10 protein-coding genes are annotated in these 11,353 nt (G+C 72.0%); 8 read left to right on the plus strand and 2 right to left on the minus strand.

Annotated features, from left to right (window positions below):
* The first annotated feature begins 207 nt into the window (after positions 1-207).
* The 5 genes from AB0D01_RS38845 to AB0D01_RS38865 all read left to right on the plus strand — a co-directional run bounded on the left by AB0D01_RS38845 (position 208) and on the right by AB0D01_RS38865 (position 4,662).
* Positions 208-945, plus strand: coding sequence for a VOC family protein (locus AB0D01_RS38845; RefSeq protein ID WP_363063985.1), 738 nt, complete (start codon positions 208-210; stop codon positions 943-945).
* A gap of 316 nt (positions 946-1,261) precedes the next feature.
* The gene (locus AB0D01_RS38850) at positions 1,262-2,560 is read left to right on the plus strand and encodes an ArsB/NhaD family transporter (protein ID WP_363063987.1); all 1,299 of its coding nucleotides are present in this window, start codon (positions 1,262-1,264) and stop codon (positions 2,558-2,560) included.
* A 73-nt stretch (positions 2,561-2,633) separates the two neighbouring features.
* A complete protein-coding gene (locus AB0D01_RS38855; RefSeq protein ID WP_363063989.1) occupies positions 2,634-2,915 on the plus strand; it encodes a hypothetical protein in 282 nt (93 codons plus the stop codon).
* A 122-nt stretch (positions 2,916-3,037) separates the two neighbouring features.
* Positions 3,038-4,000 carry a HAMP domain-containing sensor histidine kinase gene (locus AB0D01_RS38860; RefSeq protein WP_363063991.1) on the plus strand — a complete coding sequence of 321 codons (963 nt, stop codon included), beginning with the start codon at positions 3,038-3,040 and terminating at the stop codon, positions 3,998-4,000.
* On the plus strand, positions 3,997-4,662 hold the full coding sequence (locus AB0D01_RS38865; protein WP_363063993.1) for a response regulator transcription factor: 666 nt from the start codon (positions 3,997-3,999) through the stop codon (positions 4,660-4,662). Before AB0D01_RS38860 ends, AB0D01_RS38865 begins: the two co-directional genes overlap by 4 nt.
* Here AB0D01_RS38865 and AB0D01_RS38870 read toward each other — a convergent pair.
* Positions 4,649-5,521, minus strand: a complete 873-nt coding sequence (locus tag AB0D01_RS38870; RefSeq protein WP_363063995.1) for an AraC family transcriptional regulator — start codon at positions 5,519-5,521, stop codon at positions 4,649-4,651. The genes AB0D01_RS38865 and AB0D01_RS38870 overlap by 14 nt on opposite strands.
* Before the next feature lie 222 nt (positions 5,522-5,743).
* Here AB0D01_RS38870 and AB0D01_RS38875 point away from each other — a divergent pair, with 222 nt between their 5' ends.
* Positions 5,744-6,508 (plus strand): SDR family oxidoreductase, encoded by a 765-nt coding sequence (locus AB0D01_RS38875; protein ID WP_363063997.1) that lies wholly within the window; start codon positions 5,744-5,746, stop codon positions 6,506-6,508.
* Positions 6,509-6,763: 255 nt separating this feature from the next.
* Here the strand turns inward: AB0D01_RS38875 and AB0D01_RS38880 are convergent, their stop codons facing one another.
* Positions 6,764-7,909 carry a saccharopine dehydrogenase NADP-binding domain-containing protein gene (locus AB0D01_RS38880; RefSeq protein ID WP_363063999.1) on the minus strand — a complete coding sequence of 382 codons (1,146 nt, stop codon included), beginning with the start codon at positions 7,907-7,909 and terminating at the stop codon, positions 6,764-6,766.
* Positions 7,910-7,972: 63 nt separating this feature from the next.
* Here AB0D01_RS38880 and AB0D01_RS38885 point away from each other — a divergent pair, with 63 nt between their 5' ends.
* Together AB0D01_RS38885 and AB0D01_RS38890 are read left to right on the plus strand one after the other, a co-directional pair.
* On the plus strand, positions 7,973-8,689 hold the full coding sequence (locus AB0D01_RS38885; protein WP_363064001.1) for a TauD/TfdA family dioxygenase: 717 nt from the start codon (positions 7,973-7,975) through the stop codon (positions 8,687-8,689).
* 75 nt (positions 8,690-8,764) lie between these two features.
* Positions 8,765-11,236, plus strand: coding sequence for an MFS transporter (locus AB0D01_RS38890; protein WP_363064003.1), 2,472 nt, complete (start codon positions 8,765-8,767; stop codon positions 11,234-11,236).
* The last annotated feature ends 117 nt before the right edge of the window (positions 11,237-11,353 follow it).

Raw genomic sequence — 11,353 nt, forward strand, 5'->3', positions numbered from 1 at the left:
CACGTGTACCGGTCGTACTCGGTCTTTCGCCCGGTGCGGCGAGAGCGCGTGCCAGGCGTCGCGGGGCAGGCAGGAGTTTGACGACAGGCCCTAGGGCGACGGATCGGGCGACCGGTCGGACCCCGAGCCGGGCCCCGCGGCCCCCTGGCGCCCGTGTGCGTCAAGGTGCCCGGGGCCCGCCGGACCGGGCCTTTTATGATCTTGGGCATGGCGACACGACTCGTACAGATCAACATGAAGGCCCAGGACGACTCCGCGCTCGGACGGTTCTGGGGTCAGGCCCTCGGGTGGGGCATCGACAGCGAGGCGCCCGGCGTGACGAACCTCGAACCCGTGGGCTTCACCTACCCGGACCCCACGGCCGTCTGCGTGGACATCATCGCGCGCCCCGAACCCAAGACCGTGAAGAACCGCGTCCACCTCGACCTGGCCACCACCTCGCCCGCCCATCAGGCCGAGTTGGTCGCACGCCTGCGGGACCTGGGCGCGACGCTCGCCGACGTGGGCCAGGGCGACGTCCCCTGGACGGTCATGGCCGACCCCGAGGGCAACGAGTTCTGCGTCCTGGAACCCCGTCCGGTCTACGAGGACACCGGTCCGATCGCGGCGGTGGTCGTCGACTGCGCCGACCCGCGGGCGATGGCCCGGTTCTGGGACGGGGCGATGGACTGGACCCTGCACGAGGTGGCCGACGACCACGCTTCGCTGCGCTCCGCCCAGGGCGTCGGCCCCTACCTGGAGTTCGTCCGCACCCCCGACGCCAAGAGCGGCTGGAACCGCGTCCACCTCGACGTCAGCCCCTACCCCGACGGCGACATGGCGGCCGAGGAGGCCCGACTGCGCGCCCTGGGCGCCACCGACACCGGGATCGACCCCTCCGCGATCCACTGGAGGGTGCTGGCGGACCCGGAGGGCAACGAGTTCTGCCTGCTCACCCCTCGCTGAGCGCCACCGGTCACGGGCGGTCCGAAGATGGGTGTCAGCCCCGATGCGTGGGGCCGGTGGGACGGGTGATGCTCGGGTAGAGGAACACCCCTGCGGCCCCCGGGCCCGCGCGCGGCGCGGTCCGCGTGGTGGAGCGCGTGCGGTGGAGCGCGTGCGGTGGAGCGCGCCGGCGAGGCGCGGCGTACCGGGCGGCCCGGGGGTTCACGGCCACGGCACGAACGGAGTCCGCGCCGATGACGACCCCACCCCGCTCGCGCGGCCGCGCGGGCCGCCGGCACCGCCCCCTCGCCCGCCCCCCGACGGGCTCGGCCCCGCCGTGAGCGCCGCGACGTGGCTGACCCTCGCGGTCTTCGCCGCCACCTACCTGCTGATCGCGACCGAACGCGTCCACCGGGTCACCGCGGCGCTCGGGGGCGCGGTGGTCATGCTCGTGATCGGGGCGACCGGCCCCGAGCACGCGTTCTTCTCCGAGGTGACGGGCATCGACTGGAACGTCATCTTCCTGCTCCTGGGCATGATGCTGATCGTCGCCGTCCTCAAGCGGACCGGCCTCTTCGAGTACGTCGCCATCTGGGCGGCGAAACGGGCCAAGGGCCGCCCGTACCGTCTGATGATCCTCCTCATCCTGGCGACGGCGTTCCTCTCGGCCTGGCTGGACAACGTGACCACCGTGCTGCTGATCGCCCCCGTCACCATCGTGGTCTGCCGGCGCCTGGGCGTGCCCGTGGTGCCGTACCTGATCGCCGAGGTGATGGCCTGCAACATCGGCGGCGCCGCCACCCTGATCGGCGACCCGCCCAACATCATGATCGGCTCCCGCGCGGGCCTGTCCTTCAACGACTTCCTGCTCCACATGGCGCCGATCACCACCGTGTTGGTCCTCGTGTTCGCGGTGCTGGCCCGGTGGCTGTTCCGCGGCGCGTTCACCTGCGACCCGCGGCGCGCGGCCGAGGTGATGGCGCTGCGGGAGCGCGACGCCATCAAGGACGGCCGGCTGCTGGCCGTGAGCGGCGTGGTCATCGTGGCCGTCGTGGTCTGCTTCGTCCTGCACACCACGCTGCACCTCGAACCCTCGGTGGTGGCCCTCACGGGCGGCCTGGTCCTCCTGGCGGTCTCCCGGTTGGACGTGAAGGAGGTCGTCGCGAGCGTGGAATGGCCCACGCTGGCCTTCTTCGCCGGCCTGTTCGTCATGGTCGGCGCGCTCGTGCGGACCGGTGTCATCACCGAGGTCGGGCAGGCCGCGGCCCGCGCGACCGAGGGCCGCCTCTTCGGTGCCTCGATGGCCGTGCTGTTCGGCTCGGTCGTTCCCTCGGCGGTGATCGACAACATCCCCTTCGTCGCCTCCACCAGCCCGATCGTCGCCGAGATCGTCGCCGCGTCCGGCGGCATCGAGGAGGCCGGGGTGTTGTGGTGGTCCTTCGCCCTCGGAGCGGACCTGGCGGGGAACGCCACGATCATCGCCTCCTCCGCCAACGTCGTCGTGGTCGGGATCGCGGACCGGGCCGGACACCACATCTCCTTCTGGCAGTTCAGCCGCTACGGCCTGATCGTCACCGCCGTCACCACCGTCCTCGCGGGGGCGTACGTGTGGCTGCGCTACTTCGCACTCGCCTGACCGCCTGACCGCCTGACCGCCTGACCGCCTGACCGCCCGATCGCCCCGCGTTCCGGGGAGAGGAGGAGGGACCATGCACCGGTCCGACGAGGAGGACGTCACCGACCGCGCCCCCGGCCCGCGCACGGCACGCCGGCGGGGGCCCCGCGCGCACCGGCGCGGTCGGGCCTGGCTGGCCGTGACCCTGGCGCTCGCCGCCGTGGTCGCCGGCGCGACCCTGCCCCACGGGCTGCTCATGGCGGCCGGGCTGATCGCCTCCGCGCTGGCGGTCGACCTCCTGCGCGCCGGGCCGCGTCAGGGCCGGGATATGGGTGCCGGCACGGATGGACAGGGCCCCCGGAAGACGAAAGGCTGACCGCGACACCGATCCCGCCGCAGGTGGATCCGCGTACGGGGGAGTGTCGGCGACCATAGTGGGGGGTGAGCGCGCCGTCCGCGCGCACGCGGACCGAGAGAGAGGGCGAGGGGAGTACGGGCATGTCGCTGTACTGGCGGATCTTCCTGCTCAACGCCGCCGTCCTCGTCACGGCCGTCCTGCTGTTGCTCGGACCGGTCACCGTCTCCACCCCGGTCCTGTTCGGCGAGGCCGTCGTCCTCCTCGCGGGACTGGCCGCCATGCTCTTCGCCAACGCCGTCCTGCTCCGGATCGGTCTGGCTCCGCTCGGCCGCCTGACCCGTGCGATGAGCGCGGTCGACCTGCTGCGGCCCGGCGGCCGGGCCCGGGTGGAGGGCCCCGGCGAGGTCGCCGAGCTGACCACCTCCTTCAACGCGATGCTCGGCCGCCTGGAGACCGAACGCGCCACCAGCAGCGCCCGCGCACTGTCCGCGCAGGAGGCCGAACGCGGCCGCATCGCCCGGGAACTCCACGACGAGGTCGGCCAGACCCTCACGGCCGTCCTGCTCCAGCTCAAGCACGCCGCCGACCGTGCTCCCGACCCGCTGCGCGAGGAACTGCGCCAGGTCCAGGAGACCACCCGCACCGGCCTGGACGAGATCCGCCGCATCGCCCGCCGACTGCGCCCCGGCGTCCTGGAGGAACTGGGCCTGCACAGCGCGCTGCGGGCGCTGGCGGCGGAGTTCACCACCGGCACCCTGACGGTGCGGCACTTCATCGCGCCGGGCCTGACCGAGCTGGACGACGCGACCGAACTCGTCCTCTACCGGGTCGCCCAGGAAGCCCTGACCAACGCCGCCCGCCACGCGCGCGCGAGGGGCGTCGAGATCCACCTGTCCCACCGGCCCGCCGGGGCGGTGCGCCTCCTCGTACGGGACGACGGCGCGGGCCTCGGCCGCGCGGCCGAGGGCGCCGGGATCCAGGGCATGCGCGAACGGGCCCTGCTGATCGGCGCCGAACTCGCCATCGGGGACGGCCCGCACGGTGGCACCGACGTACGACTGGACGTACCCGTCACCGACCGCGGGACCAAGGGGAGCAAGTGACCACACCCGAGCAGGGGCCGACCCGTGTGCTCCTGGCCGACGACCACGCCCTCGTCCGCCAGGGCGTACGCCTCATCCTGGACGCCCAACCGGACCTGACGGTGGTCGCCGAGGTCGGGGACGGGGCCGAGGCCGTCGCCCTGGCCCGTACCGAGGACATCGACCTGGCCGTCCTCGACATCGCCATGCCCCGCATGACGGGCCTTCAGGCGGCCCGGGAACTCTCCCGGCTCCGGCCCCGGCTGCGGATCCTCATCCTCACCATGTACGACAACGAGCAGTACTTCTTCGAGGCCCTGAAGGCCGGAGCCGCGGGCTACGTCCCCAAGTCCGTCGCCGACCGCGACCTCGTCGAGGCCTGTCGGGCGGCCATCCGGGACGAGCCGTTCATCTACCCGGGCGCCGAGACCACCCTGATCCGCAACTACCTCGACCGGGTCAGGCAGGGCGACCCGCTGCCGGCCAGGGCGATCACCGAGCGCGAGGAGGAGATCCTGAAGCTGGTGGCCGAGGGCCACTCCTCCAAGGAGATCGCGGACATCCTCGTCATCAGCGCGAAGACGGTGGAACGCCACCGCGCCAACCTGCTCCAGAAGCTCGGGATGCGCGACCGGCTCGAACTGACCCGCTACGCGATCCGCGTCGGCCTCATCGAGCCGTAGCGGCGCGCAGCGTGCGCGGGGTCAGTCCGGTGGCGCGACGGACGGCGCGGGTGAGGTGGCTCTGGTCCGCGAAGCCGCAGTACAGCGCGATGTCCGTGATGGAGTCGTCGGTGTCGAGGAGCGCGCGCCGCGCGTGCTCCACCCGCTGCCTCAGCACGTACTGGTACGGCGACTCGCCGGTGGACGCCCTGAACAGCCGGTTGAGGTGCGAGGTGCTGACGCCCGCGACGGCCGCGATCTCGTCGAGCGTGAGGCGCCGGGCCAGGTTGGCGTGGATGTAGTCGCGCACCTCGGAGAGGCGGCGCAGCGACAGCCCGCCGGTCGGGTCGGGGGGCGTCCCGCCGCGCGCGCACCGGCGGACCACGATCGCCGAGGCCGCCTGGACCAGCGACTGGGCGTACAGGGGGTCCGCGCCGGAGGGGTTCTCGTACTCGGCGAGCAGCCGTTCCACGAGCAGGACGAGCAGCGGGTCGCTGAACTGGAACGAGGGCGCCAGTTCGAAGACGCCGGGTGCTCCGCTCTCGGCGGCGTGCTTCTCCATCCAGACCGGGTCCAGCGCCAGGAGCTTCAGCTCCACGTCGTCCTGCCAGCGTGGCCGCGAGGCCCAGCCGGCGGGGTTGACGAGGGTGTCACCGGCATGGAAACGGGCGCGGCGGGCGTGTCCGTCGGCGTTCCACTTCAGATCGGCGGAGCGACCGGAGAGCACCGCCACGACGTGCGAGCGGGGGCCGATGGGCGGTGGCGTCGTGTCCGCGAGGCCGGCCGCCCGCTCCACGGCGCGTTCGACGACCGCGTGCTCCAGGTCGCCGGCGCTGCTGGTGAGGCACCGCAGGTGGGGCTTGATGTGTGAGGTGGCCACCCTCCCCATTGTCGGGCAGGCGCCGGCGTCCGGCACGTGCGGTCACGGAACGTGCGACGCGTACTTCGATCGGTGAGCGAATCGTTCAAGGGCGGCGTCGAATGTGCAAGAACGCCGCCTCGGCGCCGTGCATGATGATCCGTGCACGAGTTCCGAAACAATCTGACATCCGTCGGTATGTCGGGTATCAGCTGAGCCGTTCCTCGCGATCTGGAGTCAGTCATGGTGAACAACCCGGAAAAGACGCTCGGCGGGAAGGTCGCCTTCGTCGGCGGCGCCTCCCGCAACCTCGGCGGCCTGATCAGCACCACGATCGGTGCCGAGGGCGCGAAGGTCGCCGTCCACTACAACAGCGCCTCCTCCAAGGCCAAGGCCGAGGACGTGGTCGCGCGGATCAACGCCGGCCCCGGTGAGGCCTTCGCGATCCAGGGGGACCTGACCGACGTCGGCGAGGTGGAGCGCGTCTTCGACGAGGTCGTCCGCCGGTTCGGCAAGCTCGACTTCAGCGTCAACACCGCCGGCATGGTCCTGAAGAAGCCGCTGACCGAGATCACGGAGGAGGAGTACGACCGGATGTTCGCGGTCAACTCCAAGGCCGCGTTCTTCGTCATGCGCGAGGCGGCCCGTCGGATGGAGGACGGCGGCAAGATCATCACCATCGTCACCTCGCTGCTGGCCGCCTACACCGGCCTGTACTCCTCCTACGCGGGCAGCAAGGCCCCCGTCGAGCACTTCACCCGTGCCCTGTCGAAGGAGCTGTTCGGCCGGAACATCTCCGTCAACGCGATCGCCCCGGGGCCGATGGACACCTCGTTCTTCTACCCGGCGGAGGACGACGCCTCCGTCGCGTACCACAAGTCCTCCGCCATGAACGGCGACCTCACCAAGATCGAGGACATCGTCCCCTGGGTGCGCCACATGCTCACCGACGGCTGGTGGGCCAACGGTCAGACCCTCTTCCTCAACGGCGGATACACCACCCGCTGAGCGAGGGAGAACGATCGCGGCCCCGCCGTTCACCGAACGGCGGGGCCGCGTTGCGTCGTCACGGAACGGTTCGCATGGTTCGAACGGCCGGAACGGATTCACTTCCGCGCGATCCGTTCCGGCGACTCAAGCCCCTCTCAAGTGCTGTTCAAGCGTATGTCGAGCGCTTTTCGAGTGATTTCGCGGCGACCCTTTCCCTTATTCCGGTTCCCGCATTCCGGCCGGGGTGAATTCCACGCGCTCGTTCCCGCGCGATCAGGCCACGGTGGCGTGGGGGTAGTGCGGAGAACGGCCCTGGTAGGCGAGGATCCCGGCGTTCTGGACGACGCCCTCGCGCACTTCGAGCGCCCGGTGCACGGTCTCGTCGGTGTCCCAGGCCCGCGGATCGGCGACGATCGGAAGGTAGCGCAGGGCGGCGCTGCTCAGCTCCCAGGTGGCGGAGTCCCACAGCAGGGTCGGGCTGTGGTCGACGGCGTAGTAGCGGGCGTGCCCGCCGACCGTGACGAGGGGCTCGTCGAACGAGGTCGGGCGGGCCCAGTCGAAGCCCATGGCCACGTCGCAGGAGACGTCGACGATGAGCGCCCCGGAGGGGAACCGGGCCAGGTCCCCCTCGGTGAGGTAGACCTGCGGGGCGTCGATGTCCTGCATCACGCAGTTGACGACGACGTCGTGCTCGCCGAGGAACTCGGCCAGCGGCGCCGTACGTCCCCGCACGGTCACGGTGCTCGCGGCCGGGTCGGCGTGGTCGTAGTGGAGCTGCGCCATCCGGGCGGTGTCGCTGGGCGGGGTGACGGCGGAGCTCGGCCGCTGCGTGACCACGCTCAGCTCGTGCACGCCGTGGGCCTGGAGGGCGCGGGCGGCCCCCTGTCCGGTGGAGCCGAACCCGAGCACGACCGCCTTCCCCAGGGGCCTGCCCCAGGCGCCGGTCCGACCGACGCACTGCAGCGCGTGCTGGACGGAACAATAGCCGGCGATCTCGCTGACGCGGTGGAACACGAAGCGGTCCACCTCGCTGCCCTCCGGGCGGTCGCGCATCGCCTCCTTGGATATCACGGTCAGCTTGCGGTCGATGGCCAGCTGCGTGGTCTCCATGTTCTGGGCGAAGTGCGGCGCGCCCCACAGGATCTGCCCGTCGCGCAGTTCCGAGAGGTCGCGGGGGGTGGCCTTGAACATCATGACGAGGTCGCTGCGGCGGATGAGTTCGTGCCGGGGCAGGATGCCGGCGACGTGCGGGGCGAGTTGCTCGTCCGTGAATCCGAACCAGCGGCCGTAGTCGGTCTCAAGGAACATTCGAGCGCGAATCGAGGCGTCGATGAGCGGCAGATGCGCGGGGTGTAAGGGAGCGCGCTTCTCGTGCTTCTTGTGGGTGGAAGCGAGGACGCCAATGAGGGGCTGATTCATGTGACAAGTCTTTGTATATGTTTAACTATCCGTCAAATCCTCCCAGTTACCCAGGCGGCAATCATGAATGTCCTGAGCCCCGAAACCGTGCGCGAACTCTCCGAGCGGGGCTACGCCCTGACGCGGCCGTTATCCGGTCCCGATGAGGCCGCCGCCCTCGCGTCGAGCCTCGGCACCCTGGTCCCGCAGAGCACCGGGGAACTCACCTACGACATCCAGGCCCACCCGGGCTTCGAGAAGGTACGCGACACCCGCAGCGCCCACGCGCTGCGCCCCCACACCGAGGCACCGGGTCAGCACCCGCCGCCGCGCTACCTGGCCCTGCACTGTCGCGTCCAGGCCACCTGCGGCGGAGGCCAGACGATGCTGGCCGACGCGCGCGCCTTCGTCGCGGGCATGGACGAGCGCACGCGCCGCTTCGCCCACGAACGCGAGATGTACTGGCCCTCCTACGTCGAGGACGCGGGAGTCAAGGGCCACCACAAGCCCCTCGTCGAGCGGACGGAGCGTGGCACGATCAACCGCCTGAGCTGCACCCTCCTGCGGACCGGCGACTACTCCGAGGGCCTGGAGGAACGCGCCGGCCGGCAGGAGCCGCCCCTGGGCGACGAGGGCGTGGCCTTCGCGCGGCAGGCCCTGGACTTCTTCCGGGACCACAAGGTGTCCGTCCTCATCCCCGAGGACGCGATGCTCATCTGGGACAACCACCGGATGTTCCACTCACGTTCGTCCTTCACCGACACCCGGCGCCGCCTCACCCGCTACTGGATCGCCGACTGACGCCGCCACCTCGCCAAGAAGGACAGGACACTGCACGCCTACCGCCGAGTACTGGGCATCCCCGGACTGCCGTCCATGCTCCTGCTGGGGACACTGATCAAGATCCCCCTGGTGGCCGTCCCGCTGGTACTCACCCTGCACCTGACGACCACGCGCCAACTCGGCTACGCGCAGGCCGGCCTGGTCATCGCCCTGTGGACCGTCGGCGCCGCGGCGGGCTCCCCGTTGCTGGGCCGCCGCATCGACCGGCACGGGCTGCGTCCGGTGCTCGTCGTCGCCACCGTCGCCCAGGCCCTGTTCTGGGCGACGGCCGCGCAACTGCCCTACGCCGCACTGCTCGTCGCCGCTCCGGCCTCGGGGCTGGTCATCGTCCAGGGCTCGACGATCTCCCGCCTGGCGATCCTCGGCCTGGTCCCCGAGGAGAACCGTCACACGGCCTTCGCGGTGGACTCCATGCTGACCACCCTCTCCTACCTGATCGGCCCGGCCCTGGGCGTCGTACTGGCGACCCGGGCGTCCGGCACCCTCGCCGTCCAGGCGATCGGGCTGCTGCTCGTCCTCGCCTGCGTGGCCGTGATCGTCCGCGATCCCCGGCCGCCGGCCCGCGCCGACGAGGGGCCGTCGGGAGCCGCGTCGCCCCCGCCGCGCCGGTGGCTGGGGCGGGGGCTGGTGGCCACCTGCGCCTGCGCCCTCGCCGCCGGGATGTTCGCCTCCGGCGCGGAGTTGGGGATCGTCGGGATCCTCCACCGAAGCGACCAGACGGTGTGGCTCGCCCCCGTCCTGATGGGGGTCAGCCTGGGCTCGCTCGCCGGTGGTCTCGTCTACGGGACCCTGGAACGGCGGCCCCCGGCCGCGCTGACCGTCGCCGCCCTCGGCCTGGTCACCCTGCCCGTCGGGCTCGTGGGCGGGGTTCCCTGGCTCGCCGTGGCGCTGCTGCCCGCCGCCCTGCTGAACGCGCCGGCCTTCGCCTCCACCGCGGCCGCCGCCGGCGCCTTCGCCGTGGACGGGGCCCGCGCGTCGGCGCTCGGCCTGTACTCCACCGCGACGGCCGCCGGCGCCGCGCTCGGCGGGCCGCTCGTCGGCACCGCCCTGGACCACGGCGGCCCGGCCCCGGGCTTCGCCGCGCTCGGCGCCGCGATCCTGCTCGTCTCCCTGGCGGCCTGGCCCCGCGACGCGACCGCGCGCCAAGTCCCTCCCGACCCCGCGCGCCGCACCCGAGACGGCCGCCGCCCCACCCCACACTTCCGCACACGCCCAGAAGGAGAGCCTGTGATGTCCGCAGCGCCCCGCGTCGTCCTCGTCGACCCCTACATCCCGGCCGTACGCCTCGCCGAACAGTTCCGGCAGGCCGGCGCCGTCCTGATCAGGGTGCAGAGCACCAGGGAGGTGCCCGAGGTCTACCGGTCGTCGTACGTGGTGGACGGCTACGCGGACACCATCGTCCACGAGGACCTCGCCACCACCGTCGCACGCCTCTCCGCCCACGGCCCGACGGCCGTCCTGGCCGGCGGCGAGCTGGGCGTCCCCCTCGCCGACGCCCTCGCCGAGGCCCTCGGCCTGCCGGGCAACGGGGTCGCGTCGAGCGAGGCGCGGCGCGACAAGTACGTGATGATCGAGACGATCAAACGGGCTGGCGTACCGGGGGCCCGACAGCTCCTGGTCGAGGACGAGGAGCGGTTGGCCGACTGGCACCGCGACCTGGGCGGCCGGGTCGTCGTCAAGCCGCTGCGCAGCTCGGGCAACGACCACGTCTTCTTCTGCGACACCCCCGAGGAGTCCGCGGCCGCGTACCGTCGGACGGTCGGGACCGTGAACGTGTTCTCCGAGCGCAACACCGGGGTGGTGGCGCAGGAGTACCTGCGCGGCACGGAGTACATGGTGAACACCGTGAGCCGCGACGGTCACCACCGGATCTGCGAGATCTGGCGGACCACCCGGCTGGCCGTCAACGGGGTCTCGGACCTCCTCGACGGGATCTACCTCATGGCCCGGCGCGGCGAGGTGCAGGACGCACTGGCCGCCTACTGCGAGCGGGTGCTCGACGCGCTCGACATCCGGCAGGGCCCCGCGCACCTGGAGCTGAAGCTCACCGACGACGGACCCCGGCTCGTCGAGGTCGGCGCCCGCCTCTCCGGCGGCAGGCTGCCCTCGCACGCGCAGCTCGCCATCGGCGAGTCCCAGCTCGACTGGACGGTGCGCGCCTGCCTCGACCCCGAGGGCTTCCACCGCACGGCCGACGAGGACTACCGGCGCACCCGGCACGTCGGCCACGTCGCACTGGTCTCCCCCGTCGAGGGGGTGCTGAAGGGGTACCGCGACCTGGACGCCATCCGGTCGCTGGACAGCTTCCACGACCTCCAGGTGTACCTCCGGCCGGGCGACCGGGTCTCCCGCACCGTGGACGACATGACGTACGCCGGTTCCGCGCTGCTGGTGCACGAGACGGAGGAGGCGGTCCTGCGCGACGCGAACACCATACGGTTCCTCGACGGCCCCGGCCTCTACGACGTCGCCCCCGACGCCGTCGGGGAGCGCTCCGGGGTGTGACGAGAGCGCCGGGGGCCCCCCCCCCCCCGGCCCGCCCCCCCCCCCCCCCCCCGCGCCGGGGGTGGGCAGGCGCCCCCCCCCGGGGCCGCGGGAAAAAGGTAATACCACAAGAAGAAA

Origin of the sequence: Streptomyces sp. NPDC048606 (genome assembly GCF_040650855.1) — a bacterium.
Taxonomy (GTDB): Bacteria; Actinomycetota; Actinomycetes; order Streptomycetales; family Streptomycetaceae; genus Streptomyces.

Coding starts and splice junctions, on each gene's coding strand:
- AB0D01_RS38845 (WP_363063985.1), top strand. CDS start 208: ATGGCGACACGACTCGTACAGATCAACATGAAGGCCCAGGACGACTCC.
- AB0D01_RS38855 (WP_363063989.1), top strand. CDS start 2,634: ATGCACCGGTCCGACGAGGAGGACGTCACCGACCGCGCCCCCGGCCCG.
- AB0D01_RS38860 (WP_363063991.1), top strand. CDS start 3,038: ATGTCGCTGTACTGGCGGATCTTCCTGCTCAACGCCGCCGTCCTCGTC.
- AB0D01_RS38875 (WP_363063997.1), top strand. CDS start 5,744: ATGGTGAACAACCCGGAAAAGACGCTCGGCGGGAAGGTCGCCTTCGTC.
- AB0D01_RS38880 (WP_363063999.1), bottom strand. CDS start 7,909: ATGAATCAGCCCCTCATTGGCGTCCTCGCTTCCACCCACAAGAAGCAC.
- AB0D01_RS38885 (WP_363064001.1), top strand. CDS start 7,973: ATGAATGTCCTGAGCCCCGAAACCGTGCGCGAACTCTCCGAGCGGGGC.
- AB0D01_RS38890 (WP_363064003.1), top strand. CDS start 8,765: ATGCTCCTGCTGGGGACACTGATCAAGATCCCCCTGGTGGCCGTCCCG.